The sequence below is a fragment of the Rhizobium sp. SSA_523 genome, from assembly GCF_030435705.1.
Lineage (GTDB): Bacteria > Pseudomonadota > Alphaproteobacteria > Rhizobiales > Rhizobiaceae > Neorhizobium.
Window position 1 is genome coordinate 1 of the sequence record NZ_CP129380.1, and the last position, 24,350, is coordinate 24,350.

Sequence of the window (24,350 nt, forward strand, 5' to 3'; positions counted from 1 at the left end):
TCAGCGATTGATACCGTCTAAACTCGCTGAAGGATATGGGTTGGCGAGCCATTGCTCAGCATCAGCAATTGCCATGGCCGTGTCTGAGCGCTCTCTCGAGCACGCTTGACAGCGCTGGGGTTCAAGCTGCGGTCTGGTGTCTTGTTCACCACTCGCTCCTCCAGGATAAAACTACTGACCCATACTAGCCCGATAGGCAAATGATGTCACACCGAGGCGATCAAATCCGTCGTTTGCCCGTGCTCGACATCGACTCAAAGCATCAGCCAAGCGGTCGCAGCCTCTGCGGCATTCGTCACACCGTAGCTGATTGAGCGAAGCGAGATGAAGTTACAAGGGCGCATATACGGGTTGATGCTCAACCCACGCTCGGCTATCCTCGTCCTGCGTCGCGGATGTCGGGGAGAGGAACAGTCTTGGCGATCTTCTACTGCCAGATGTCTGTTGTCTCTCGTACCACTGGACGCAGCGCTGTTGCGGCCGCTGCTTATCGTGCGGCCAAGCTTCTCACCAACCAGCGCGACGGGCTTGTCCATGACTACAGCCGACGCGAGGGTGTTGGTCATTCAGAGGTTCTGCTCCCCGAAGGTGTCGACGCGGATTGGGCGCGGGACAGGTCGGCGCTTTGGAATGCCGCTGAACGGATTGAGAACCGCAAGGATGCAAGGGTGGCGCGCGAGTTCGTGATCGCGCTTCCGCATGAGCTCTCAGAGGAGGGGCGGGTATCGCTCACGCGGGCGTTCGCTCAGGATCTGGCGAACCGCTATGGAGCTGGTGTCGATTTTGCCATTCACAGGCCTGGTATCCAGGGTGACGTTCGCAATCATCATGCGCATGTCCTGATGACGACGCGGCAGGTGACGGGCGAGGGGCTGGGGGCGAAGACCTATATCGAGTTGGCGAATAAGGATCTGTTGCCGAAGGGGTTGCCACCGACGCAGATGCAGCTCGTCGATATCAGACGGTCGTGGGAGGGAATGGCGAACGATCATCTGGCAAGGGAGGGGTTCGATATCCGCATTGACCACCGCTCCCATGCCGAGCGTGGTCTGGAAATCGAGCCGACCGAGCATATGGGTGTCGGTGCCACAAATCTGCGTCGTCGAGGCGGTCTTGTTGATCGCTCCCGGTTGGCTGGCGATGCTGGTCAACGCAATGCAGATGTGATCCGGGAGAAGCCGGAACAGGTTCTGTCGATCATCACGTCTGAGAAGAGCGTCTTTGACCGGCATGATATTGCTCGAACGCTACATCGCTACATCAATGACGATGCCCAGGCGTTCCAGAACGGATTTGCCTCTGTCATGGCTTCTTCGGCACTGACAGAGCTTCGGCCGGAACGGGTGGACGAAGCGACGGGCGAGGTGGAACTTGCGCGTTATTCGACCCGGGAGATGGTGGAGATCGAGCATGGCATGGCGGATGCCGCCGAGCGGTTGCACCAGGCGCACAATCATTATGTAGATCGCCGGCATGTCGTCAAAGCCATGGAGGAGATGGACGAGGCGATCCGGCTTAAGACCGGCAATGGAGAATTGCGGCTTTCCGATGAGCAGCGGCACGCGATCAGCCATGTAACCGGGCCGGAGCGAATTGCGGCCGTAGTTGGTCTTGCCGGTGCTGGCAAGTCGACCATGCTGGCTGCAGCTGCTCAGGCGTGGGAGCGGCAGGGCTACACGGTTCATGGCGCAGCACTCTCTGGCAAAGCTGCCGAGGGCTTGGAGGAGAGTTCCGGGATCAAGAGCCGCACCTTGGCGTCTTGGTCTCGCAGTTGGGAGAACGAGAAGCATCAGCTTGGGCGCGGGGATGTGTTCGTAATCGATGAAGCCGGCATGGTCGGTAGCCGTCAGCTTGCCTCGTTTGTGAGTGAGGCGGAGAAGTGTGGCGCGAAGATCGTGTTGGTGGGAGATCACGAGCAGCTTCAGGCGATCGGGGCAGGGGCTCCTTTCCGCGCCATCTCCGAGCGTATCGGGCATGCATCGCTTGGTGAGATCAAGCGACAGCAGGAGCCGTGGCAGCAAGAGGCGTCGGTTGCGTTCGCGTCCCATCGTGCAGCCGAAGGGCTGGCTGCTTACCGGGACAAGGGCAACATCCACTTTGCTTCTGGACGCGATGAAGCGCGCGCCGCGGTGGTGCGGGATTATCTTGCCGATCGCGACCTGCATCCGGAGGCTAGCCGCGTCGCCATGGCCCATCGACGGGTCGATGTCCGCGCCATCAACGAGGGGATCCGTGCTGAGCTTCAGGAGAGGGGTGAGCTTGCCAAAGGCGAGGAGGCTGGCGAGTTCAGCTTCCAGACCAATGACGGCGTGCGCAGCTTTGCGCCAGGGGACCGGCTTGTGTTCCTTGAGAACAGCCGTGACCTTGGTGTGAAGAACGGCATGCTCGGCGACGTGAAGGCTGTCGAGCAGGACGCTATCTATGTTGCGCTCGACGGTGCTTCTGGTCGAGCGGCTGATGCCCGGATGGTCAGAGTGCCGATGAACGACTACCGGTCGGTTGATCACGGCTATGCCACCACGATCCACAAGAACCAGGGCGCGACAGTGGACCAGGCCTTTGTCCTGGCGTCCGGCACGATGGATCGGCATCTCACCTATGTTGCCATGAGCCGGCATCGCCATGACGTGCAGCTTTATGCGGATGCCCAAGAGTTCGCTTCGCGCAGGAGCGACCAGGTGGTGACGCAAGGCAAGCTCGTGGAGCATGGTGCTGCACCCTATGAGCACAAGGCCGGCAATCGCGACAGCTACTTCGTGACGCTGGAGACCGCCAAGGGCGAGCGTCATACGGTCTGGGGTGTGGGTCTGCAGCAGGCAATTGCGGAAGCGTCTCCGGAGATGGGCGCGACGATTGGGCTGCAGCACACTGGCGCAGAGGCTGTGCGTCTGCCCAACGGGCACGAGGCGAGCCGCAATGGTTGGAAGGTGCTGGGTACCGATGAACTCGCCTATGCGCAGCTTGAACATCGGTTGTCTCGCTCCGGCGTTAAGGAAACGACGCTCGATTATGCCCGCGATTTTGCCGAAAGGCGGGGGATCGCTCAGCAGTTTGGCGTCAGTAGTGAGATTGAGGTCCGGCTCACAGAGCCAGCGGGGCGGCCCGGCCAAAATGAAACGCAGACAGCGAACGTGGGTCACACGAGCTGTAGTTCCACTGGCGCGGATCGCTCGGTTTTGCGGGACGAACAGTCGCAGGCAAGCGGCTTTGAAATTCGAACACCGCTTGTGCCGGCAAAGATTCACCATGACCGTAGCGTTGAGGACGTGGCGCGGCAGAAGACAATGGCGACGTTCGGCCCGAGCTGGAACGGGGTGGAGAGGATCGTGCGCCAGGTGTTTCGGGATCCGCAGGAAGCTTCGAGTAAGATCCTGGCCTCACTGGTCGAACGGGATGGCGACAGTGCAGGTATCGAACAGGCCTTGAACAGAAGGCCGGAGCAGTTCGGTGAGCTTCGCGGCAAGACTGGCATCCTTGGTGACAACAAGGAACGCATTGAAGCACGGCAGTCTGCGTCGATCATTGCAAAGCATGTAGGTGCTGCCGGTGAGCAATGGCAGCGACGCGTCGTTCAGGAGGAGAGATCAGAACGCTGGCAGCGTGAAAATAGAGACTGTATCGAGGTCCCGAATCTAAGCCCACGGAGCGCTTCTCTCATCGCTGGCGTCCGCGACGTTGAGACCAGTGACCCGCATCGCTGGATCAATAGCCTAAGTGCGACGAAAGATGGACGCGCTGCTCTCGAAGAGGCAAAGAAAGTGTGGAGTGCGATTAGTAACAGATTTGGCTCCGAAGACTTGGGCGAGATCGCCACGCGGGTCAAAGAGGACCCAGGTCTGGCTCAACATGCCGAGACCATTCGATCTGTGGTGAGCCTTGTGAGGAACACCACTGCTGCGGAAGTTCAGAGGGATTGGTCGACGCAAGGGGCGATGCAGAAGGCTAAAGACAATGGGCTCGAGCGATAATAGCTGGAGTGGGAATGCGGTCGGGCTCTAGAGGTACTGGTCATACATTAACGGAACGCTCGATAGCCCGAAGAAGATGGTTCGTCGGGACGTGCCGCTCAATGCTGAACCCGCAAAACAGCGCTCCATGCGCTACCGTCCGATCGCTCATCAGAAGAATATCCTCCTGAATCCCTAGATGGAGGGTATCAGCACTTCGCGACAGGGCCGCCGCCTTTCTCAATCCTACTAGCGCACTCGGCGAAGGTCGCCTTTCGGCCCAAACCGGTCATTGGTGGCCGAATTCGATGGCGCAGCTTTGCGCCTTGATTTCAGTCGTCGAGCCTACTTTAAGGAAAATCGGAAAGCGACTGTCGGCACTACGAGTCAATTATCCGACTTTGTCGGGGCAAAGGGAAAGGCCGCCAGTGGTGATTTCCCAAAGCGACCCTCCAGACGGCGAGCGAAGCCTGTCAACTTTCTATGTAACCAGACTGTTCGGGTGCCTTAATTCGGCGGCCGTCAGCAGATCCTCTGCTTATTCGTGGCGCGTGAGGTAGGCAGACTGAAGCCAGAAGAACTCTTGTCCGCAGCAGACACACTGGCCCTAAATCTACTCAATTGTAGAGGGCAGCCATGGCCGTGATGTTGGCCCCACCAAGTCCCTGCTTCTGTGCCGTTTGAAATGCGGCCAGCGCTGTTTCGGCGCTCGGGACCGCCGCGAGGGAAGTCGTGGCTGTCTCGATCAAGTAGGCTAGGTCCTTGCTCATCAGGTCAATGGTGAAAAGCGGATCGTTGTCGCCCGCCGCCATCATCCTCGCCGCCCCCGCGATCGGCGGCGCAACGATCGGGAACTGGCCGAACAACTCTGCCGCCCGCGTCACATTAAAGCCGTTGCGTGACAGAACACCCAGCAACTCGGCAATGCTCGCCAATTGGGCGGCAAAGAGCGCATTGATCGAAAGCTTCAGCAGGGAACCACTTCCCTGCGGTCCGACATGCATGACCTTGGCGGCCATGCACTCAAGAACGGGTCTTGCAGTTTCGAAACAGGCCGGCGCACCGCCAACCATGAAGACCAACTGCCGGCTCTCCGCTTGAGGGCGTGACCCAGACATAGGTGCATCGAGAAAACTGGCGCCCTTTGCATCAACCAGACGACCCAACTCAAGCGCCCAGGCGGGCGTCGTGGTGGAACACTCAATGGCTGTTGCGCCTTCTTTCAAGCCATCCAACGCGCCGGATGCAGGGTCGGTCCAAACTGCACGCGTGGCCAAGTCGTCCGTCAACACTGTGAAAACGAAGTCCGCGTGAAGTGCCGCGTCCCTCGGTGTTGTTGCGACATGCGCACCGAGATCGCGCAGTGCGATTGTCTTCTTGCTGTCACGGTTCCAAACGGTGACGCTGTGACCTGTGTTGATGAGGTTCACGGCCATTCGCGAGCCCATGGCACCCAATCCGAGCAGAGCTATTTTTGGCATATTCCGACCCTCTATTGATAACAAATAGGAAGCGCGCATCGTGCGGGCTCTCTCACGTGGTCACGCAACCTTTGCGCGGTTTGTGGGTGAAACCCATGCGAGGTCCGGATCAGCCATGAAAGCCTCTTTCTCCGTCTTCGTGATGTGGTTGGTGTAATTGGAAATCGTCTTGGTAGCCGCGATCGTTACGACCTCCAGCACATTCTCCTTTGTAAAGCCGGCTGCCAGGAAATCGTCGACAGCAACGTCGCTCACACGCCCACGGACACGGATCACTGTTTCTGCGAAAAGACGCAAAGCCTGAAGGCGCGCATCGGCAATCGGATCTCCGTTGCGCAGAGCGGCGATCACGGCCTCATCCATCTTCACCATGCGAGAGAGGTAGGTGTGACCCGCCGTGCAATACTCGCATTCATGGAACACATTGATCGCCTGATAGACAACCTGCACCTCTACGGGGGACAGCGTCGCCTTTGCTGCAACCAGACCGAAGAGCGTGTCATAGGCTTCCAGGGCAAGCGGGCTTTCGGCAAGATTACCATGCAGCTTCGGCACAAACCCCCAAGCCTTCTGAACCTCGGCGAGCTTTGCGCGCGAAGCTTCAGGTGCCGTGTCGATGGTATGGGAAGTGAAGGTGATCATGTCAGCTATCCTCTAAAAAATCTCTGCGGTAAATCCGCCCGAACTCTGTATTGCCGAAGGAAGGCCAGATAAATCGCTTGAAGAACACGATATTCATGCGCAATGTGCATGAATGGAAATCAAAGCCCTTCAACTTTTCGTCGCGGTGGCTCGCAAAGGCTCTTTTGCCGCTGTTGCCAAGGAGTTCGATGTCGATCCCTCTTCGATCTCGCGGGCAATCAGCGACCTTGAGGCCGAGCTAGGCCTCAGGCTGTTACAACGCACGACGCGTTCGATGGCCTTGACTGAGGCCGGTCATCTCTATCTCAGCCGCATCGAGCCATTGATCGAGGAACTCAGCCATGCGCGGGATGCTGCGAGCCAAGTATCTGGTGCCCCGCACGGTCTGCTGCGGGCGACGGCCTCCGTGACATTCGGCCAGATGCGTATTTTGCCACTGCTGCCCGCTTTTCGAGCGCACTTTCCCGACATCAGGATCGAATTCGTATTCACCGACGAGACCTTAGACCTCGTCAGCGAGCGCATTGACGTCGCGGTCCGCCTTGCGCCGGTGGTGGAGGGGGATCTGATCGCGGCCAAGTTGATGGACACGCGCTATCGGGTCGTCGCCAGCCCACGCTATCTCAGCACGCATCCACCCTTGAGAGTGCCGGCTGATTTACAGCACCACAGAGTACTGCTGTTTAGCCTTCGAGCCTTTCGCACGAGCTGGTTGTTTCGCGATGATGAAGGGCGAGAAGAACGCATACCGATCGCTGGCGACATCACGCTTGCGCCAGCCGGCTCGCTGCTTTCAGCCGCCCTCTTGGGGATGGGGCCCGCCTTGCTGCCAAACTGGCTTGTGGATGAAGAAATCGCCAGGGGCGATCTTGTAAGCCCGTTCCCCAGTCACCGGGTGACCGCAACTACTTTTGAAACAGCGGCCTGGCTAGTTTATCCAAGCAGATCCTACTTGCCTACCAAAGTCAGGGTTTTCGCGGACTTTCTGAAGGAGAACCTGCGGAACTTTAACGCCGCGTGATAAGAGGACCGTGAATACAACGTTAGCTGGACCGCTGCGGAAGATAAAATCTTTGCGATGGGCGCATGTCCGCTTCTCCATTTCCCACTTCAATTGCCGACAGTCCGCTCCCGGCCCCATTCCAGCCGCAAACCTTGAAGCAGTTCATGTCTCCTGTTGGCGCATAGCTGCCGAAGCTTCCGCCTTAAAAATGGTTCGGATTACCCCTTCAGGTGGGGTCTTTCCTTCAAAATGGCGAACGGCCGATCGCCCTGGAGCGATCGGCCCATTGCTGTTCGAATTACTGCGCGGCTTCCTCGATGAGGTCAGCCACGGCCTGTGGCTGCGAGACCATGACCACGTGCGAGGCGGCAGGCACGACGACGGTGTTCTTCGATCCGGCTCGCTCGGCCATGAAGCCAAGTGCCTGAGCCGGGATGTTCTTGTCGCCATCGCCGTAGATGAAGTAGGAGGGCAGCGCCTTCCAGGCCGGCTTGCCAGACTTTTCTGTCAGAGCAGCCTCGGTGATCGGCCGCTGACCGGCTGCCATGAGTGCGGCGTCATCCAGGCTGACGTCATGGGCAAACTGTTCATGGAACTTCTCCTGATCGATGGAGAGGTCGACGTTGCCATCGGCAAGCTTTACCGGCGCCGCAAGGGCTTGGCCGAGTGTGCCGCCGGGGAACTTGCCGGCCAGATCAGCTGCGGCCTCACCTTCATCCGGGGCGAAAGCGGCTACATAAACCAGCGACTTGACGTTATCGCGGCCGTTAGCCGCCGTGGTGATGACCTGCCCACCATAGGAATGGCCGACAAGTACGACCTGGCCTTCGATGCTTGCGACGATATCGGAGACATAGGCAGCATCGGTTGAGACGCTGCGCAGGGGATTGGCGGCGGCAACGACGCGGTAGCCGTCCTTCTGCAGGATCTTTGTGACGCCATTCCAGCTGGAGGAGTCGGCAAAGGCTCCATGCACGAGAACGATGGTGGGCTTGGCAGGTTGAGCAGATGCGTGACCCGAGACCAGAGCGCCGGCAACAGCAAGGCTTGCAACAAACTTGGACATGATTTTTCCTTCTCTCAGTGTGAGGGTTTTGAAGATGAGTGCTGGGGATTGGGGGGGTGGTGAAGGGTGAATGGTCAGGTACGGATGAACGCGAGAACGTCAGCGTTGAAGCGATCGGCCTCAGTCTCTGCCAGTCCGTGAGAACCGCCCGCATAGATCTTGAGGGTGGCATCAGCGACGATTTCAGCAGCCAGGTGGGCCGATGCCTCGATCGGCACGATCTGGTCGTCATCGCCATGGATGATCAGCGTCGGGCGGTCGATGCTCTTGAGATCTTCAGTGTAGTCGACCTCTGAGAACTCGCGGATGCAGTCGTACTGACCCTTGATCCCGCCCTGCAGACCCATGTGGCGGAAGTTCTCCCGCAGACCTTCGTTGGTAGTGACGCCTTCCCGGTTGAAGCCGTAGAAGGGGATGGTCAGATCGAAGAAGAACTGGGAACGGTTCTTGGCGGTGTTCTCGCGGATATTGTCGAACACTTCCATGGGCGTGCCGTGGGGATTGTCTGCCGTCTTCAGCATCAGCGGCGGAACCGCGCCGACGAGAACCACTTTGGCAACGCGTGCGGTGCCATGGCGGCCGATGTAATGGGAGACTTCACCGCCGCCGGTAGAATGGCCAACCAGGATCAGGTCGGAGAGGTCGAGCGCCTCGATCAGTTCGGCCAGATCGTCAGCATACTGATCCATGTTGTTGCCATTGAAGGTCTGGTCGGAACGACCATGGCTGCGACGGTCATGAGCAATGACCCGGAAGCCATTCTGGCTGAAGAACAGCATCTGCTGGTCCCAGGCGTCCGACGATAGCGGCCAGCCATGGGCGAAGAGGATCGGTTGGCCAGTTCCCCAGTCCTTGTAGAAGAGGTTGGTACCGTCGGTGGTGGTGAAGATCGACATGTTGCCCTCCGTGGCGGTAAGTTGTGCGCGATTCGTTTGTGCACGGTCTATATGCCTGCTGCTTTTGCGCCTGTCAACCGCTTGCAATTAAATCGCGCGCAAATTATTTTGAGCGAAAGGAGATTGCCATGATTGCCAAACCGACTGACGCCTCTGAGAAAAGCCCCGATGTCACTGAATTGCTCTGCTTTTCACTCTACTCGGCGAGCCATGCTTTCACCCAGCTCTACAGGCCACTGCTGGACAAGCTCGGGCTGACCTATCCGCAATATCTGGTCATGATGACGCTCTGGCATCGGGACGGCCAGACCGTAAAGGAGCTAGGGAAGACACTTTACCTGGACTCTAGCACGCTCACGCCGCTGCTTAAGCGCCTGGATGCGGCGGGTCTAATCACCAGGACCCGCAATCCAAGGGATGAGCGCGAGGTTCTGATTCATCTGACGCAAAAAGCAATCGACCTCAGAACAAATGCTGCAGACGTAGGGCGCTGTATTGAGGAAGCCGTGGGAATGGAGGCCGAGACGGTGCGAGCAATAAAAAGTTCAGTCGAGACCATACGTGATAGGATCAAGCTGTAGTGTAGAGCCGCGTGGACTGCGAAGGGCGCTGTGGCCAAACACGGCCTTGTCCTCAAAAGGTGGCTCCACGTTTATCGACCGCCGATCAGGTAGTGTCCGCTATTGTCGCGAAGCCGCCATCTTGCCCTACGATGATGCGGCATCTCTAAGGGCGCGATACACGCTCGCCCGGCCTATGTTCAGCGCCTTAGCAATGTCTGTTGGTCCCATCCCGTCGGATTTCAGTCGGCGGATCTCAGCAACATCAACATGGGGCTTCCTGCCTTTGTAGACCCCTCTGCTTTTTGCTGCGGCGATGCCTTCCATCTGTCGTTCTCTACGAAGGTTCGTCTCGAACTCAGCAAACACGCCGAGCATATCAAGGAAAGCTTTGCCGGCCGCTGAGCTGGTGTCGATCGGCTGTTCCGTCGCCTTCAGCGTCACCCCTTTTTGCTTGAGCAGCCGTACGATGTCCTGCAGATCCCCAACTGATCGGGCCAGCCGATCGACCCGCGTCACGACCAGGCTGTCGCCGTCGCGCATGAATTCCAGAAGCGTGTTAAGCTCCTTCCGATCCTGCTTGGTCGCTCCGGATTTCTTTTCCGCCTGGATGACCGTGCACCCGGCCGCCTTCAGAGCCGCCTCTTGAATCGCCAAATCCTGATCGATGGTGCTGACCCGCGCATACCCGTAAATTGCCATGAAACGTCTCATTAGGTTCTGGACCTTCAATGGGTAGCGTCTCATAATCGTAAAATCAACCCAAATGATACACTGATTTGCGTCTCACGGAGATTGTCTCAATAGGTATACCCAACTGATCAGGATGACTTAGGGGTCGAGAAGTCAGGTGTCGCTGGTTCCGCAACAGAGTCGATGGAGACAACGAGTTCTTAAGCGGAATGTAGCTGGATAGACTACGATGTCAGCGGAGAATGTGTTGCGAACCGTTCCGAGCTGGTGTCATCATCAAAGCGTGGCGAAGCATGGCACTTGGGGAGAAGGCTGGCGGATGGGTGGGACTTTCTTCGATGATGAACAGGAGATCAACCCGCAGGGGCTGGCCATGTTGCGGAAGGTGCTCGCCAACCTGTTTCGGGGTGAGGCCGGCGATCTGGATGAAGATGAAAAGCTCAGCCTCGCGAAGGAGCTGGTAGCCCTCTTCAAATCCGGTTTTCGCAGCGAAGAAGAGTTGAACGCGTTGGTTAAACGCAGCCCCTTGCTGACGGATGACGATGGGTAGTTAACAATTGCTCAACGGAACGTGGAGCTGCTTCTTCTGTTTGCCGGGTCCGGAGGTAAAGCTCACGGCTTTTCCGGGTACAGTTGAGGACGTGCTTCCAGCAGGTCACCCGCGCAGGATGAACAGGTCGGAAAGCACGTCGATGACATCGACGGCCTTCAGCTTTCTCTCGACCCTGATGGCAATGCATTCGCGCGTGAACTCGTCGATCACATTGAGCATGCGGATTTTCCTGCCATTGTGTGTGCGATCCTCGACGAAGTCGTAGGACCAGACATGGTTTGGATATTCCGGCCGAAGCCGGACACACGAGCTGTCGTTCAACCACAGCCGACCGCGTTTGGGTTGCCTGTGCGGCACCTTCAGCCCCTCCCGCCGCCAGATGCGTTCGACCCGCTTGACGTTCACGATCCAGCCAGCCTGGTGCAGCATCGCAGTGATGCGACGATAGCCATAGCGGCCATACTGGAGAGCGAGCGCCGTGATGTCGGCGGTCAACGCTGCTTCGTCATCCGGGGTCTTGGCGATCTTGCGCTGCGTCGAACGATGCTGACCGAGAACCCGGCAGGCCCGTCTCTCGGACACGCCCAGTTCCTCGATGACATGATCCACGCAGGCGCGGCGGCGGGCGGGGCTTAGAAGTTTCCCTTGGCGGCCTCGGCAAGGATCATCTTGCCCAGCGTGAGATCGGAAACGGCACGCCGGAGCCGGGCATTCTCGGCCTCCAGCTCTCTCAACCGCTTCACCTGGTCTCCCTTCAAGCCGCCGTATTCAGACCGCCACCGGTAGTATGTAACTTCCGTCACGCCTATCGACCGGATCGCCTCCGCCATCGATTTTCCCTGCGCATTCAACACGTCAACCTGACGGAGCTTCGTGACGATCTCTTCTGCCTTGTGTCTTTTCCCTGCCATTTCAATGTCCTTCCTCGGCTCAATAGCCATACTTCAAGAAGGATCACTTTTCAGGGGGCAGACCAGCGGGCGAAGGCGCGTCAATCGACACCTCGACGGCGAACGGCCGGCTGGTGTTTGGCATATTCGCCGCTCTCGCCGAGTTCGAGCGAGCGTTGATCGTCGAGCGGACCAGAGCAGGCCTCGCCGCCGCCCGTGCAAGAGGTCGCAATGGCGGAGCGCCGTTCAAGATGACGCCTGCGAAACTGCGCCTTGCTCAAGCCGCGATGGGGAAGCCGGAAACCAAAGTGGCCGATCTCTGTGCCGAACTCGGCATCACAAGGCAGACATTATACCGCTACGTCACACCTGACGGGCAGATCAGACGGGATGGAGAAAAATTACTCTCCCGTCAAACCCGCTGACGGTTTGTAGTTCAGGCTCATGGCGCTTGTGATTATATTGGCGTCCCTTTCTTCGATCTCAAACAACCCGAATCTGAACTTATAACCCCAGCTTCCACCGCCTTGGGTAAAGGACAACCGATCGAGCAACGGCCTGATCGGCACTTCGCGAGATTCAATCCAATCGACGTTTCGCCGCCACGGATTGAACGTAGCAGTCATTTCGACCTGATAAAGCTGTCCTTCATGCACAGTACCTACTGCAGTAAATGCCTGCAGGCGATCCTTGCCTGCGAAACTGGCTGTGGGCGAATAATAGATCACACGGTCTCCCGGTAAAAGGCGGCGCAGAGGCGCGACCTTTCCGTGGCAGACTTGCATGAACCCGAGGGAGCGACCGAGCGCAACATGCTCGGCCGACGCAACGGCGATCCAGTGACGGGTGCTAGCAGTCATTATTCTTCCACCACCGCATAAACGCGCAGACGGTGACCATCGGGATCCAGTGCAACGAAGCTGCGCCCGAAGTCGAGGTCCGTTGGCTGCAGGGCAATTGTTGCACCCTTGGATTGCCAGTCGGCATGGATGCGGTCGACTTCGGTCACATCATCGATCTTGAACCCAAGTTCGCTGCCGCCGGCAGCTGCAGTCGGTGCCGGCACAACCCCAGCTTTCCCCCACAACCCCATCGCCAGACCTGAAGGTAAATTGAAAAGCGCGAAAGTCAGGCTCGCTTCAACTGGCGCGCGGCCCAGCAGATTAGAATAAAACTGAACGCTATTGGGGACATCAGCGACATAGAGGAGAAGGCTATTGGAATTGGTCATCTTTAAGCTCCGATCCGGAATTGGACTAAAGCGGTTTTAGCGAACCATACTGTCAGTTTATGGCAGTATCAACGTGATCAATCGAATCTTTTCGTAATGCCCTCGGCTTCGCGCCATTTTCTGAAAAGGGCCTGTCGACGCTCAGGATAGCGCGTCTCGCTCATTTGAGCCGAAACAATCCGATCTGTGCGAAAATGCCGGAAACCCTGGCGCATTTCGCACCAGCCCAGCAGCATTCGTACGGAGTCAAAGAAGGAAAGAGCAAATGGCCAGATAATCCGTTCGGATGCTGTGCCGGTCGCATCGCGATAGATGAGCGTCAGCTTTCGTTCAGCCCGAATGGCCTTGCGCAACAAGCCCACATCGACGGTATCGGTAGGAATTGCTGTGCTGGGGCCTATTACCAAAGTAGATGCCTCAAGGTCATCTCGGAGTTCGGATGGTAAAACCGACGCTATGCGGGTCAACGCGCTACGGGCTGCATTGCCCAGGCCGCTATCCGTCCGTTCAGCGACCCACCGTGATCCAAGCACAATCGCTTCGATTTCCTCTGGGGTAAACATCAACGGGGGAAGCATGAAACCGGGCTTCAGGACATATCCAATTCCTGGCTCCCCATCCACCATTGCCCCCATCGATTGAAGGCTGGCAATGTCGCGATAAAGTGTGCGGATGCTGACACCGATTTGCTCAGCCAAGACCATCCCGCTGACGGGGCGACGGTGCTGGCGCAAGACCTGCAGAAGATCGAAAAGGCGTTCAGAACGTGACATGTCCCGATTATATCAGTTAGCCTTGCTGTCAGATAGTGACAGCAGCGACGCTGTATGTAGCGTGCGCTGCGGCAATCAAGGAGATATCCGTCTATCCTATCGTCGCGCGACAGTAGCGTTTCTTTCAGTTGCTGAAAGTCCTCATTTTCTTGTATCTGGCCTACCGTATATCTGTGCCCCTTTAATGTTCAGGGGCCCTGAGTGCGCTGCCGATTGAGCGAGACCGGAAATCCAGACGGCACTGCCATGACATGAATGGCAATATTGTTTGTCTTGCTGACAAATAAAGCAAGCGCGGCGACTGATGTATCACCGAATCGCCGCGCTGGATGTTGTAAGCGACGGCTCAGATCACTGAAACGTTCTCGGCCTTGGATTTACCCGTCTTGCGGTCCTGACCTACTTCATAGCGAACCTTCTGACCGTCTTTAAGTGCCTCGCCGAAGCCGACCGCGGAGATGTGCACAAAGACGTCCTGACCGCCATCATCCGGGGTGATGAAGCCGAAGCCCTTGTCCTGAGCAAAGAATTTTACTGTTCCGGTCGCCATGTGTACCTCTGTTGGTGATTGAGACGCCGACCTTAATCGCCATGCGTCCGGGCAACAAGCTGCATCCTGTCAGGCCATTGGCGACAGGCTGCTGTATCCTCTGATCGGACGGACTGAGACTTTAGGCGAAGATCGCTGTCCATAAACTGCTGCTTTAGGTTTTTGGCAGATAGTGAGTATCAACTGTGTTGGCGGTTTGGGCTTATCACTGCGTCCCCTGGGGCGATCGAAAGCGTAGCGTCGTCTCTTCCGGTTGAGTGTTCGAGGCGTGGCGTGACGGTGATTGAGAATGGATGATGTCTGGAAAGTTCTCGCTGGCAATCTCGCTGCAGTGGCATTGATCGTCTCGATCTGGACACATCTTTCCTATCGCTTCTACCAATTGCCTCCCAAGCTGCGCTGCGCCGGCCTCGGGGTCACGATGGGCCTCGCAGCGATAGGCTCAATGCTACTCTCGGTGCGCTTCGGAGTCGGGGTCATATTCGACCTTCGGCTTGCGATTATCGAATCCGCCGCGGTATTCGGTGGACCTGGAGCTGCACTGATCACAGCCATAATGGCAGCGGGTTTCCGCTTCTACCTTGGTGGGGCAGGGGTAGCGCCTGGGCTGACCGCGATCGCCATTGTTTTCGTTCTCGGAAGCTCGCTCTGGTTCTTCGGCGGCCGCAAGCCGCTGAGCCATGCGCCGTCGATCCTGAGTGCCGCTGTGCTTGCAGGCTGTCTTTCGATTGCGGTCCTTGCGTTGCTTCCTCAGGCGGACTTCCAGAGGGCGGTAGCACAAGTCGGTCTGCCAATCGTCGTCCTGAATTTTACGATGACCGCTGCTATTGGCTTTTTTCTGGCGTATTTCCGTCGGTTCACGCTCGAGCGCGACATTCTGTATGCGGCGCTTACGCAGGCTCCTGATTACCATTACGTCAAAGACCTCAACCACCGTTTCGTCGTCGCGAACCTTAATGTTGCTCGCCACAATGGGCGATCGCGGTCTTCCGAGATGGTCGGGCTGACGGACTATGACCTCGCGCCGAGAACGAGAGCCGAGCAGTTGATCGCAGCAGAGGCAGGTATCCTGCAAACCGGCCAGCCGCTGGACCATTTCGAGGAGTTCCTCGTCGAAGAAGGTAAGCCGCCCCGATGGTACTCGACCTCGAAAGTCCCCTTGAGAAACCGACAAGGCGACATGGTCGGTCTGGCCGGCGTCACGGTCGACATCACTGAGAAAAAGTTGCTCGAGCAGGAACTGCGATCCAGCAGAAACATCATGGCTCAAGCCATGGCCGAAATGTCCGATGGGCTCGCGATGTTCGGACCGGATGGGAGAGTGGTGTTCTGCAACGATCACTACCGCGCACTGTTCCCGAGATCAGCTTACGCCCGCAAGGAAGGTGCACACATCACCGAAATCGTCAGAGCAAGCGTGCGCAATGGTGAGCGCCAGGATATGCCCATCGATCTCGACGAAGATAGCATCCAAGCTGCTGGCCAAACGCTCTTCATCAATAAGGACGAAGTCATCCCACACGCAGATGGTCGCTGGTTGTCCTTGAGAACGCGGGTGACTGAGGACCAACACGTGCTGGCACTTGTGTCCGATATCACTGCGATGAAGGAGTCTGAGCTTTCGCTCAAGAACTTTGCGGAGCGGATGAAAGGCCTGGCCGAAACAGACGCGTTGACAAGCCTTGCAAATCGGCGGTCCTTCGATGAAGGCCTGTTACGTGAATTCGAGGCAGCCAGGCAGACCGACCGACCTTTGTCTGTGCTTCTGGTCGATGTCGACAGGTTCAAGGCGTATAACGACCGTTACGGTCATCTTGAAGGTGACAGCTGCCTCAAATCAGTCGCGGGGGCCATCGCGGCTGCAGTCCGGCGCTCTGGCGACATCGCAGCTCGGTTCGGTGGCGAGGAGTTTGCAATCGTGTTACCCGATACCGACGGCGACACGGCGATCACGATTGCTGAGAAGATCAGATCGTCCATCCGGGACCTCGGTTTGGTGCACGAAGGCAGCGAGTATGGCATCGTGACCGCCAGCCTTGGTGCTACCGTCTTTACGTCGGATTCGAGGGTGAGTAACCCCGCCGAACTCGTAGCACGGGCTGATCTTGCACTCTATCAGGCGAAGGATGCCGGGCGAGACCGCGTCGGGTTTCAGAGGCTAGCTGAAGAGCGCGTGAAGAAGCCGGCTTAAAACCTTTTCGACCACGAATAGGGCCTGCCACACACCCATCTTCTGAAGTTCCTCTTCAAACCAGTGTCACGGTCGCCGAGAACTGCGTACCGGCCTGAGACTGAAATTTATAGGTCCCATCTAGTTGGCGAACTGATCCGTCTATCAGACGCGTGCCCGTTCCAGACGAAACCGCGCTGGCGTCGAAGCCCACACCCTCGTCACTTATGGTCAGGAGACTTTTTCCAGGTTCCTCTGATGGGGTTAGAGCGACCAACAAACGACCCTCATCACTCTCAGGGTAGGCGTACTTGATCGCATTCGTCACAACTTCGTTCACCAGCAAGGCCAGTGCTGTCGCCTTGTCTGCTGAAACTGGCGCAGACTGCAGTTCAAAATCGACATGAAACTTTGCATCATGGGCCGAAATCGCGCTGCAGACCACAGCGCGGATGAGCTCTGCGGCATCGATCTCAGCATATGCGTCGTGCTTGTAGATCTGCTCGTGAACCGCGATCATCGACTTGATCCGGCTGCTGAGCGCTTCAAACCCTTCTGATCCCCGCATTTGGAGTCGGACCAGTGACATCACGGATTGCAGGTTGTTCTTCACTCGGTGATGGATTTCGCGCAGAAGCATCTCGTTAGTTTCGAGCGCTTCGGCGAGTTCCGCCGATTGCAGTTCTTGAGCCCTCAGGAGGTGCAGGATCCACCACCCAGCAATGGCAGCACCGCCGATGATTATGAACGCGACTACACCGAGCATCAGCAGCGTCTGCCGGAACGGTTGAATGAGGAACTCGTAGTCTGCTGCGGCTACGGCTATGAAGGGAGTCCCTTCCACCCGACGATAGGCGACTACGCGCCTCACTCCGTCCATTGGTGACGTCTCTGCACGATACGTCCCTGCCGGCGCTTCCTTCAGATACTTTGTGAAGAGGATGTAGCCGGACATGTCCAAAGTCGTTGCGGGCAGAGGGTAGCGCGCCACCAGCATGCCGTCATCGCGAACAAAACTGATGGCATAGTCGCCGCCGAGATCCACTGTTTCCCATATTGGCCGCGTGATGCTCGCAGGAACGGACACCATGATGGCGCCCATGAATCTACCTTCTCGCACGATGCGTCGACTGAATACAAAAATTTGGTCGCCGTTGAGACGGCTGATGAGGAGGGAGGAAACATACTCTGTCTGTCCATCCCTGACGGCTGTGAAGTAGTCCCGATCCGTGATGTCGAAGGGCTTGATCTCGGGGTCGGTCGAATAAAGCGTTCGGCCTTCAGCATCGACAACATAGGCCTGAACGCCGCTCGGCAATCCTTGGCTCGCCACGTCCATATCACGGATATTGCCGTCGAACCTCAGATCCGTTAGGCGAAGTGCATCGTCAATCCGGCGAGCCGTCTGCGTACCCATCTGATGGATCCAAGACACATGGCTTGCGACGATTTTTACAGATGCAACGGCGCGCTCTTCGGCCCGGTTGATCGTTGCAAAATAGGATTGTGCGGCCCATGTACCGAGTATGGACAATAGCGCGACCAGAGCCGCCGCGGTGGCAACCGCTGCGACCTTCGACACAGATCGGGTAGATTCGCCTGTTGTCACCTCCCATCCTCCCGATGTGGTCCGGTTGATGAATTCTGAACACAGCTAACGAGACGGAACATAAAGATCAACGGAAATCCAGACAGCTCAGTCGGAGAGCGAGACCGGTGTGTTGTCAATCCAGTTATAGGCCGCCTGGACCAGGTCGAGGTCGGATGCGTAACTGACCGCTGCAGTTGCGACGACCATTTGGGCCACGGCATCTGCCACGTCACGGCGGTTGCGATCATCGGCCTTGAGAACAATTTCCTTTAGATCGTCTGCATCTCCTCCTGCGGCGTAGAACAGGCCGATTGCTGCCGTCATAAGCCTCTCCCGCTTGTCCGGGGTGAGGGCCACCTCCCGCAAAGGGTCCAGCGCTCCCAAGCGTTCTACGATGCGGTTTTGCAATTCACTCATCTATGCTCCCTCATCCACATGGCTAATCCATCAACCGAGCAGCGCGGCCGCTGCGCCGTTGGGCACTGTTGTAGTATCGCGATGCCTGCTGAACGGATCGATGCCTTGACTGCTCCATCGCTTCGGGCAAAGGAATCCCACGATTGGCGGCTTCTGTCAGGTAGCCGGATCGCAGCCCGTGAGCCGAAAACTCCGCCGGATCGAGGCCAGCTAGGTCAGCGCGATGCTTGACGATGTCATTGATTGCCTTCGGGTCCAGCGATCGCCGCGAAACATTGCCCCACCGATCAATCGCCCTGAAGACACTGCCCTTGTCGATTTTTGCAGCCGCAAGCCATGCGTTCAGCGCATCGACCGGTCGACCGCTGATGTAGACCACTTCATCACCGTCGGCGCCGCTGGTCTTCGTGCGACCGAGATGAATAGAACGAGAGAGCAGGGGAGGGGCCTCGTCAATCTGGACCGGCTCTTCCGGCTGCAGCTGCTCTATCTTGAGGCCCGCGATTTCGCTGCGCCGCCGGCCGCCCGAGGCAAAGGCAACCATCAGGATTGCCTTATCCCGGACATCGCGCAGGCTGTCGGTCCGGCAGGTACCAATCAGCTTCTGCAGGACATCGCCTGTCACGGACTTCGCGCTTTTGCGCTTCCTCGGTCGCGGCGTCGCACGCACCGCAAGCCGGATGGCGGATTTAAGGGCAGGGGAGGTGAATGAACCCTGCAGCCCACGCCATTTGGTCAGCGTCGACCAGGTGGCAAGGCGCCGGCGTACGGTGTCAGGCGCATGGGGACCAGATGATCGAAGAAAGCCCTGGAGACGAAGCTTGTTCTCCACGTCCGGCGGCATGCCGTGGTCCGGATCTGTCAGGCGTTTCTGAGGATCCCACAGGTGATGGGCGACAAACTTTAGCAGAAGTGCTTCTGGCGCAGGCCAGGGAGGAGATCGACCGATGGCTGCCAGCGACCAGGCCTGAAGATAGGCCAGATCGGAGGTCAATGCGCGAAGCGTATTAGCACCCATGCCTTCGTTGACGAGATGCCGCAGCGTCTCGATATCTTGATCCGTCAGCAGCTCGGCGAGTTCGTCACGCCGCTCCATCGGCAAGACGGACGCGATGGTATCGAGCTCTTCCACGCGGCGCGCGAGTGTGTCGCTGCTGGAAAGGGCGTTTGGAGCTTTCCTCGTCATCTTGTACTTTCAGATTCTTTGGAGCGTTTGCAAATGTTCCGGAAAGCCCGTATATTCCGGAACAAGGAGATCTGCCATGACGTCGATTGTGACAGCAGCTGCGGTTTCGAAGAATTTCGGCGCCTACCAGGACGTGGCCGTGCGAGAGCCGGTGATCATCACCAAGAACGGCCGGCCGCGCACAGTGCTCATGGCCTATGAAGATTACCTTCGCCTCGCCAAGCGGGACCGTAGGGTCGATCTGACGGCTGCGATCAGTGACGACGAGCTTTCCGCGATCGAGGCTTCGACGATGGAGCCTGCCCTGGATCATCTCAATGCCGAACTGCTGATGGACAAGAATGCTGCCGACTGAACCCAAGGTCGGCTAGGTCTTTCGCTATTCCTATCTCTGGCACTGGCAGCATCTGGACGGACGAGAGGAGGGGGACAAGGATCGCCCGGCTCTCGTGCTGGCCATTGTTGCGATGCTTGAGGACGGGACACCTGCGGTTCGTGTCCTGCCGATCACCCATTCCCCGCCGTCCGATCCCAGCGAAGCAATCGAAATCCCGCCGGCCACCAAGCGCCGCCTGGGTCTCGATGACGAGCGGTCGTGGATCGTGCTTACCGAAAGCAATCGTTTCGTCTGGCCGGGGCCCGACGTTCGGCCTGTCGATAGCGAGAGCGGGTATCACGGGCCGCTACCTCCGGCACTCTTTGAAGAGGTGAAGCGCCGGTTCGTTGAGCTCGCGAGAAGCCAGCGGCACAAGGCGACCATTCGCAGCGACTGAGCTGCTCTTCATCCTGTTGTTCGTCATCAAGATCTACGCTTCCCGCTGTGATGTTCGCCGTGATTTGGCACGACTTTAAGCCTTCAACGGTGCCAAATCAATCACCTCCGATAAGGGTTACTTATCGGGGGTCAGCGATCCCGGACACATTAATGAGGACTACGGAACCGTATTGGGAATATAGCTTTCTATTAACGAATCATTTACGATAAATTCAATGTCTTACGATCTCGCCAAATTGCCCATCCAGAGCCTGCTGCGGCCAATCTCCGACGCCGCCGTCGCGCTTGCCCGCCTCGATGAGCGCATCGTGCGTTCTGCCGTGGGCGAGGGCTTTCTCGAGCGCGCGCATTTCCTCGATGCGCACGCCTCGCTCTGGGTCGATGGCGAACTCGTCCATCTCGAGGACCTCGTCCTGCATGATGCGCTTCGCGACATCCGTGCCCCCACCCACGAACTCACCATCGCCCGCGACATCCTGAAAACCCGCCGTCGCATCGCCGCCCATCCTCCTGGTTGGGCGCTCTCAAGCCCCGGCCTCGCTTCGCTGCGCGGGCGGGCGCGGCCCGCTGCATTATTGGGTGGCGACGGGGAGGGCGTGCCGGATGGGAGTGTTGAAGTGCTGGACGCTGCTGGGGTAGGGGAGCCGGAGAACCCCGACAGTGACGGTCTGGGCGATGCGTTTGCCGCGATCGATGCGGTGCTCGCGCGGTCCGAGGTCGCGATCGAACAGGCGAGGAAGCCGGGGCGGGCCAAAAGCGCTCCGGAGAAGGATCCGTTCGTCTACGATCTCGACTGGGATGAAGACGAGCGGCTGGCGGAGTGGCAGGCCGTGTTGGCGCGCGCCCAGGATCTGCCGCCGGTGCTTCAGGCCATTGTGGCGCTCGACGCCTGGAATGAGATTGCCGTGCTCCAGCACGCGCCCTGGCTCGGCCGGCTGCTGGCCGCCTCGGCCCTGCGCGAGGGCGGCGTTACCACCGGCACCCATCTCGCGGCGATCAATGTTGGGCTCAAAGCGATCCCTGTCGATCGGCGCCGGCATCGAGATCGGGAGACGCGGTTGCTGGCAATAGCAAGGGCGCTGACGATTGCCGCGGAAACGGGGCTGAAGGAACACGACCGGCTGGTGCTGGCGCGGCAGATGATGATGCGCAAACTGGAGGGGCGGCGGACGTCGTCCAGGCTGCCTGAGTTGGTCGACCTGGTCATGGCGCGGCCGCTGATCTCGGCCGGCATGGTGTCGAAGACGCTCGAGGTGACGCCGCAAGGCGCGCGGCGGATCGTGTTGGAACTGGGCTTGAGGGAGATGACGGGGAGGGGGAGGTTTCGGGCATGGGGAATTATCTAAGCACGAACGTGCCCGTTTCGCTTATCATTACCACCATCAACGATCTCATCGTGGGCCGGAGATGCCGTTCGTGCTGCCCGAACGTAAACATCCTGCAAAGCCTGATGTTCGGACACGTCGCTGCAGCGGTCAAATCCAAAGTCATTAGTTCCGCGACGCCTCCGGCGCAGGGCCGAACCAGAGGTGATCTCTTGAGGATCATAAGGCCGTCTGTTCGGTTGTGCTGGCACACGCCGGAGGGGTGGATCTCAGCATCGCGGCCCCTGCAGTGGAGCATGTGTTCACCATGCACTTCACCGGGAAGCGTGACGTCGCCAGAGCCGGACAAGCGCGCATTATCGTGGTCGCGACCAATGACCGATATCTGGAGTGCCAGATCACCTCGGGCTAAAGCGCAAGATCGATTCCCGTCAGCCCCTCAACCTTCTTCTGCAAGAACCCCTTGGCCAAAGCTTTGACAAGGTCGAAGGTAAATCCGCCTGCGGCGCTCACGCCTTCCTTGGTTCTGCGCCAGATCTCCTCATCGCGGACGCTATCGAGGAAGTCATGACCCGCCCAGGTCATGCCTTCCATCATGAATTCCCCTGTTGCCGTAACCCGCCCTTTAACGAATCGGGCGTCCACGAGCAGGCCAAGATTGTAAAGGATGGCCAGAGTGTCGACACCCTCGATCGCCAGCTCTTCGTCGCCATAGCCGAAGCTCAACGTACCGACACCCTTGTAACGGCTCTCCAGTTTCAGAAGCAGGACACGGATAACGTCCATATCTCGCGTCATACCACCCTCCTTATGAATAGGATGCCACCAGCTCAATGTGGCGGACGGTCTGGGTGGCAATCGCCGACCAGATGGTAACCAGCATCAAGACAAGATGTTCGCGCGCATCCAGTGAACTGAGCCTGCGAGGAGGATTACCCATCTTCTTGTCCGTGAATGCCAAGGACTGTTGCGCAACGTCTTAGTGTCGCCCCATCGCCGTCTTGAGGTCGGATATTTGCTGGGTCCCTACGTCGGCGTCGAGGTTATGGGCAAAGCTGTTGCGCAGTTTCCCGACGCACGACAGCATCGGGCGATAACTGGGATCCAATCCCAAAGCCGTCGCAAGAATGACCTTCCCGTTGTAATCGAGGTTGAGTCCCTTGAGGGCACGGGCATCCGCTACAGCAGCATCCAAGAGGTCGTTTAACTGATGTTCGATGTAGATGTGAGCACGGATCACAACCCCCATCAAATCCTCGCCCTGAAGCACCTTCAGGTAGGCGTCACGCTTGGCGAGCAGATCCGGAGAAAGACTGGATTCAACCGTTTCGTGAGGTTTGGGCTGCGGCATTTTCGGCATGTCAGACTTCCGCACGGTTGGTTAGCAAATGATGGACGCAAAACGTTTGGTCGGTGCCGCAAGTGCAGCCATCACAGCGACCATTCATTGGTGCGGCCAATTTTCAGGAACAGTGCCGCCACGCCGCCAGCGCGCGGATCACCCACCCGCAGGTGCTCGTCAACCCACGCCAGCCAGTCTGATACAGGCCGCCCCTCCACAACCTCGTCAGGATCGAAGGGCATGGTCCTGAGCATGTCGGCGAACCGTTTCGCGTCCTCGATGCGACGCACGGTTTCCGCCATGTCCATGAAGGTCTGCCAGCGCTTCGCATCCGCCTTTTGGCGCTGCCGCTCTTCAAAGCGTTGGTGTTCAGCGATCATGCGCTGGCGGGCTTCTTCCTGCTCCTGGCGCTTGCGCTCTTGCAGGAGCGGCGCGATCGTCAGGAACGAGATCAGGATCTCCTGCAGCATACCTTCCATGGCACCCGGCTCAGGTTCAAGCCGTTCCGACTTGAATCCGGTCGGAAGCCATGACTTGAACGCGAAGACCAGCAAGCCTGTCGGCTCAAGTTCCTGACGCCAGCCTCGCTCGCCTGGTGAGCGGTATCGCATCTCGTCTTGGGTCAGTGGGCGCCTGACCTGTTTCAGCTTTTCGCGAAGCTGAAACTCGATGGTGATGTCACCGAACGTGACCTCAAGCTCCCGACGCTGGTTTTCTTGAACCTTGCCGCCATGGCGCTCCAAAGCTTTTATCAGTGCATCACATAAACGGTGAATGCGTCTCTCGGCAGGGGTCCATTCGCCTGGGTCCATGATCGCGCGCAGCCGGGGTTCCGGCTGACGTTTCGCCGTTCTTCGCCGTTCCTCGCGGTCATCCAGCCATTTCTGAACTAACTTGTGCGGACGCAACAGGCGGTCACTCACGACCACGGTATCTTTGGTGGCTGTGAGCTTGGCGATTTTCTGCTCAACCTCGGGCGGCAGCACAGGTGGAGGAGCGGGCGGAGGAGGACGCCAGATGACCGTAGAGGTCGGGGCGCCGTCCTTCTGCTTCGGAAGCCGGAGCGTCACCACGGGTTTCCCTGCGGCTTTCTTAGCCCAGTAACCGCGAGGAGGGTAGGGCACGTTCAGCCGATTGCAGACTTTTGCCAGCCCATTGCCGGAGATCCCGTACTCGGCAGCAAGCTTGCTCATGGGAGTTTCCCATACCTGGCGGTAGAGATCTTCGCGGTTGACGGTTTTCGCTTGATTCAAACCCCT

At 58.2% G+C, this 24,350-nt stretch carries 22 protein-coding genes and 3 pseudogenes; 9 read left to right on the forward strand and 16 right to left on the reverse strand.

The window, feature by feature from the left end:
* Positions 1-416 precede the first annotated feature (416 nt).
* Positions 417-3,968, forward strand: coding sequence for a Ti-type conjugative transfer relaxase TraA (traA, locus tag QTJ18_RS00235; protein ID WP_252755505.1), 3,552 nt, complete (start codon positions 417-419; stop codon positions 3,966-3,968).
* Between the two features lie 596 nt (positions 3,969-4,564).
* Here the strand turns inward: traA and QTJ18_RS00240 are convergent.
* Positions 4,565-5,467 carry an NAD(P)-dependent oxidoreductase gene (locus tag QTJ18_RS00240; RefSeq protein WP_252755506.1) on the reverse strand — a complete coding sequence of 301 codons (903 nt, stop codon included), beginning with the start codon at positions 5,465-5,467 and terminating at the stop codon, positions 4,565-4,567.
* A gap of 21 nt (positions 5,468-5,488) precedes the next feature.
* Complete coding sequence (locus QTJ18_RS00245) at positions 5,489-6,070, reverse strand: carboxymuconolactone decarboxylase family protein (protein ID WP_252755507.1); 582 nt, start codon at positions 6,068-6,070, stop codon at positions 5,489-5,491.
* Positions 6,071-6,182: 112 nt separating this feature from the next.
* Here QTJ18_RS00245 and QTJ18_RS00250 point away from each other — a divergent pair, with 112 nt between their 5' ends.
* Positions 6,183-7,091 (forward strand): LysR family transcriptional regulator, encoded by a 909-nt coding sequence (locus tag QTJ18_RS00250; RefSeq protein ID WP_252755508.1) that lies wholly within the window; start codon positions 6,183-6,185, stop codon positions 7,089-7,091.
* A 280-nt stretch (positions 7,092-7,371) separates the two neighbouring features.
* On the opposite strand, the gene QTJ18_RS00255 is transcribed toward QTJ18_RS00250, so the two are convergent.
* Positions 7,372-8,139 carry an alpha/beta fold hydrolase gene (locus tag QTJ18_RS00255; RefSeq protein ID WP_252755509.1) on the reverse strand — a complete coding sequence of 256 codons (768 nt, stop codon included), beginning with the start codon at positions 8,137-8,139 and terminating at the stop codon, positions 7,372-7,374.
* Positions 8,140-8,213: 74 nt separating this feature from the next.
* On the reverse strand, positions 8,214-9,035 hold the full coding sequence (locus QTJ18_RS00260) for an alpha/beta fold hydrolase (protein WP_252755510.1): 822 nt from the start codon (positions 9,033-9,035) through the stop codon (positions 8,214-8,216).
* A 128-nt stretch (positions 9,036-9,163) separates the two neighbouring features.
* On the opposite strand from QTJ18_RS00260, the gene QTJ18_RS00265 reads away from it, so the two are divergent.
* Positions 9,164-9,616, forward strand: coding sequence for a MarR family winged helix-turn-helix transcriptional regulator (locus tag QTJ18_RS00265; protein ID WP_252755511.1), 453 nt, complete (start codon positions 9,164-9,166; stop codon positions 9,614-9,616).
* Between the two features lie 126 nt (positions 9,617-9,742).
* Here QTJ18_RS00265 and QTJ18_RS00270 read toward each other — a convergent pair whose 3' ends face one another.
* A complete protein-coding gene (locus tag QTJ18_RS00270) occupies positions 9,743-10,297 on the reverse strand; it encodes a recombinase family protein (protein WP_252755512.1) in 555 nt (184 codons plus the stop codon).
* A gap of 220 nt (positions 10,298-10,517) precedes the next feature.
* On the opposite strand from QTJ18_RS00270, the gene QTJ18_RS00275 reads away from it, so the two are divergent.
* The gene (locus QTJ18_RS00275) at positions 10,518-10,838 is read left to right on the forward strand and encodes a hypothetical protein (RefSeq protein WP_162760101.1); all 321 of its coding nucleotides are present in this window, start codon (positions 10,518-10,520) and stop codon (positions 10,836-10,838) included.
* A 108-nt stretch (positions 10,839-10,946) separates the two neighbouring features.
* Here QTJ18_RS00275 and QTJ18_RS00280 read toward each other — a convergent pair.
* Positions 10,947-11,752 (reverse strand): annotated as a pseudogene (locus QTJ18_RS00280) (IS3 family transposase); the annotation flags it as partial.
* A 65-nt stretch (positions 11,753-11,817) separates the two neighbouring features.
* Here QTJ18_RS00280 and QTJ18_RS00285 point away from each other — a divergent pair.
* Positions 11,818-12,156: pseudogene (locus QTJ18_RS00285) on the forward strand (helix-turn-helix domain-containing protein); the annotation flags it as partial.
* Here QTJ18_RS00285 and QTJ18_RS00290 read toward each other — a convergent pair.
* The 4 genes from QTJ18_RS00290 to QTJ18_RS00305 form a co-directional block, all read right to left on the reverse strand.
* Positions 12,133-12,591: an EVE domain-containing protein gene (locus tag QTJ18_RS00290; RefSeq protein WP_252755168.1), complete on the reverse strand. Its 459-nt coding sequence runs from the start codon at positions 12,589-12,591 to the stop codon at positions 12,133-12,135. The pseudogene QTJ18_RS00285 and the gene QTJ18_RS00290 overlap by 24 nt on opposite strands.
* Complete coding sequence (locus QTJ18_RS00295) at positions 12,591-12,962, reverse strand: VOC family protein (protein WP_252755167.1); 372 nt, start codon at positions 12,960-12,962, stop codon at positions 12,591-12,593. The genes QTJ18_RS00290 and QTJ18_RS00295 overlap by 1 nt, the downstream gene beginning before the upstream one ends.
* A 77-nt stretch (positions 12,963-13,039) precedes the next feature.
* Positions 13,040-13,735 carry a helix-turn-helix transcriptional regulator gene (locus QTJ18_RS00300; protein WP_252755166.1) on the reverse strand — a complete coding sequence of 232 codons (696 nt, stop codon included), beginning with the start codon at positions 13,733-13,735 and terminating at the stop codon, positions 13,040-13,042.
* A 346-nt stretch (positions 13,736-14,081) separates the two neighbouring features.
* Positions 14,082-14,285, reverse strand: a complete 204-nt coding sequence (locus QTJ18_RS00305; RefSeq protein WP_035227053.1) for a cold-shock protein — start codon at positions 14,283-14,285, stop codon at positions 14,082-14,084.
* 289 nt (positions 14,286-14,574) lie between these two features.
* Between QTJ18_RS00305 and QTJ18_RS00310 the strand changes: the two genes are divergently transcribed.
* Positions 14,575-16,476: a diguanylate cyclase gene (locus QTJ18_RS00310; protein WP_252755165.1), complete on the forward strand. Its 1,902-nt coding sequence runs from the start codon at positions 14,575-14,577 to the stop codon at positions 16,474-16,476.
* Between the two features lie 55 nt (positions 16,477-16,531).
* Here the strand turns inward: QTJ18_RS00310 and QTJ18_RS00315 are convergent, their stop codons facing one another.
* From QTJ18_RS00315 to QTJ18_RS00325, 3 genes are all read right to left on the reverse strand, one after another.
* Positions 16,532-18,064: a sensor histidine kinase gene (locus QTJ18_RS00315; protein WP_252755164.1), complete on the reverse strand. Its 1,533-nt coding sequence runs from the start codon at positions 18,062-18,064 to the stop codon at positions 16,532-16,534.
* 87 nt (positions 18,065-18,151) lie between these two features.
* A complete protein-coding gene (locus QTJ18_RS00320; RefSeq protein ID WP_252755163.1) occupies positions 18,152-18,463 on the reverse strand; it encodes a hypothetical protein in 312 nt (103 codons plus the stop codon).
* A gap of 22 nt (positions 18,464-18,485) precedes the next feature.
* Positions 18,486-19,649 carry a site-specific integrase gene (locus QTJ18_RS00325; RefSeq protein ID WP_252755162.1) on the reverse strand — a complete coding sequence of 388 codons (1,164 nt, stop codon included), beginning with the start codon at positions 19,647-19,649 and terminating at the stop codon, positions 18,486-18,488.
* A gap of 76 nt (positions 19,650-19,725) precedes the next feature.
* On the opposite strand from QTJ18_RS00325, the gene QTJ18_RS00330 reads away from it, so the two are divergent.
* The 3 genes and pseudogenes from QTJ18_RS00330 (at position 19,726) to QTJ18_RS00340 (ending at position 21,770) form a co-directional block, all read left to right on the forward strand.
* Positions 19,726-20,004 carry a type II toxin-antitoxin system Phd/YefM family antitoxin gene (locus tag QTJ18_RS00330; RefSeq protein ID WP_183901425.1) on the forward strand — a complete coding sequence of 93 codons (279 nt, stop codon included), beginning with the start codon at positions 19,726-19,728 and terminating at the stop codon, positions 20,002-20,004.
* Positions 19,991-20,422, forward strand: a pseudogene (locus QTJ18_RS00335) (plasmid maintenance toxin (PemK-like)). The gene QTJ18_RS00330 and the pseudogene QTJ18_RS00335 overlap by 14 nt, the downstream one beginning before the upstream one ends.
* Positions 20,423-20,639: 217 nt before the next feature.
* The gene (locus QTJ18_RS00340; protein WP_289852208.1) at positions 20,640-21,770 is read left to right on the forward strand and encodes an RHE_PE00001 family protein; all 1,131 of its coding nucleotides are present in this window, start codon (positions 20,640-20,642) and stop codon (positions 21,768-21,770) included.
* A 387-nt stretch (positions 21,771-22,157) separates the two neighbouring features.
* Here QTJ18_RS00340 and QTJ18_RS00345 read toward each other — a convergent pair whose 3' ends face one another.
* From QTJ18_RS00345 to QTJ18_RS00355, 3 genes are all read right to left on the reverse strand, one after another.
* The gene (locus QTJ18_RS00345; protein WP_252755161.1) at positions 22,158-22,547 is read right to left on the reverse strand and encodes a DUF2513 domain-containing protein; all 390 of its coding nucleotides are present in this window, start codon (positions 22,545-22,547) and stop codon (positions 22,158-22,160) included.
* 181 nt (positions 22,548-22,728) lie between these two features.
* Entirely contained in the window at positions 22,729-23,109 is a 381-nt protein-coding gene (locus QTJ18_RS00350) for a hypothetical protein (protein ID WP_252755160.1), read from the reverse strand.
* Between the two features lie 71 nt (positions 23,110-23,180).
* Positions 23,181-24,284 carry a hypothetical protein gene (locus QTJ18_RS00355; protein ID WP_252755159.1) on the reverse strand — a complete coding sequence of 368 codons (1,104 nt, stop codon included), beginning with the start codon at positions 24,282-24,284 and terminating at the stop codon, positions 23,181-23,183.
* Positions 24,285-24,350: the final 66 nt, after the last annotated feature.

Excerpts from the sequence above, each read along its gene's own strand:
- QTJ18_RS00275 (WP_162760101.1), top strand. The coding sequence starts at position 10,518 with ATGTCAGCGGAGAATGTGTTGCGAACCGTTCCGAGCTGGTGTCATCAT.
- QTJ18_RS00260 (WP_252755510.1), bottom strand. The coding sequence starts at position 9,035 with ATGTCGATCTTCACCACCACCGACGGTACCAACCTCTTCTACAAGGAC.
- QTJ18_RS00330 (WP_183901425.1), top strand. The coding sequence starts at position 19,726 with ATGACGTCGATTGTGACAGCAGCTGCGGTTTCGAAGAATTTCGGCGCC.
- QTJ18_RS00245 (WP_252755507.1), bottom strand. The coding sequence starts at position 6,070 with ATGATCACCTTCACTTCCCATACCATCGACACGGCACCTGAAGCTTCG.
- QTJ18_RS00325 (WP_252755162.1), bottom strand. The coding sequence starts at position 19,649 with ATGACGAGGAAAGCTCCAAACGCCCTTTCCAGCAGCGACACACTCGCG.
- QTJ18_RS00250 (WP_252755508.1), top strand. The coding sequence starts at position 6,183 with ATGGAAATCAAAGCCCTTCAACTTTTCGTCGCGGTGGCTCGCAAAGGC.
- QTJ18_RS00265 (WP_252755511.1), top strand. The coding sequence starts at position 9,164 with ATGATTGCCAAACCGACTGACGCCTCTGAGAAAAGCCCCGATGTCACT.
- QTJ18_RS00300 (WP_252755166.1), bottom strand. The coding sequence starts at position 13,735 with ATGTCACGTTCTGAACGCCTTTTCGATCTTCTGCAGGTCTTGCGCCAG.
- QTJ18_RS00350 (WP_252755160.1), bottom strand. The coding sequence starts at position 23,109 with ATGCCGAAAATGCCGCAGCCCAAACCTCACGAAACGGTTGAATCCAGT.
- QTJ18_RS00270 (WP_252755512.1), bottom strand. The coding sequence starts at position 10,297 with ATGGCAATTTACGGGTATGCGCGGGTCAGCACCATCGATCAGGATTTG.
- QTJ18_RS00340 (WP_289852208.1), top strand. The coding sequence starts at position 20,640 with ATGTCTTACGATCTCGCCAAATTGCCCATCCAGAGCCTGCTGCGGCCA.
- QTJ18_RS00240 (WP_252755506.1), bottom strand. The coding sequence starts at position 5,467 with ATGCGCGCTTCCTATTTGTTATCAATAGAGGGTCGGAATATGCCAAAA.
- QTJ18_RS00320 (WP_252755163.1), bottom strand. The coding sequence starts at position 18,463 with ATGAGTGAATTGCAAAACCGCATCGTAGAACGCTTGGGAGCGCTGGAC.
- QTJ18_RS00310 (WP_252755165.1), top strand. The coding sequence starts at position 14,575 with ATGGATGATGTCTGGAAAGTTCTCGCTGGCAATCTCGCTGCAGTGGCA.
- QTJ18_RS00345 (WP_252755161.1), bottom strand. The coding sequence starts at position 22,547 with ATGACGCGAGATATGGACGTTATCCGTGTCCTGCTTCTGAAACTGGAG.
- QTJ18_RS00355 (WP_252755159.1), bottom strand. The coding sequence starts at position 24,284 with ATGAGCAAGCTTGCTGCCGAGTACGGGATCTCCGGCAATGGGCTGGCA.
- QTJ18_RS00305 (WP_035227053.1), bottom strand. The coding sequence starts at position 14,285 with ATGGCGACCGGAACAGTAAAATTCTTTGCTCAGGACAAGGGCTTCGGC.
- QTJ18_RS00295 (WP_252755167.1), bottom strand. The coding sequence starts at position 12,962 with ATGACCAATTCCAATAGCCTTCTCCTCTATGTCGCTGATGTCCCCAAT.
- QTJ18_RS00255 (WP_252755509.1), bottom strand. The coding sequence starts at position 8,139 with ATGTCCAAGTTTGTTGCAAGCCTTGCTGTTGCCGGCGCTCTGGTCTCG.
- QTJ18_RS00290 (WP_252755168.1), bottom strand. The coding sequence starts at position 12,591 with ATGACTGCTAGCACCCGTCACTGGATCGCCGTTGCGTCGGCCGAGCAT.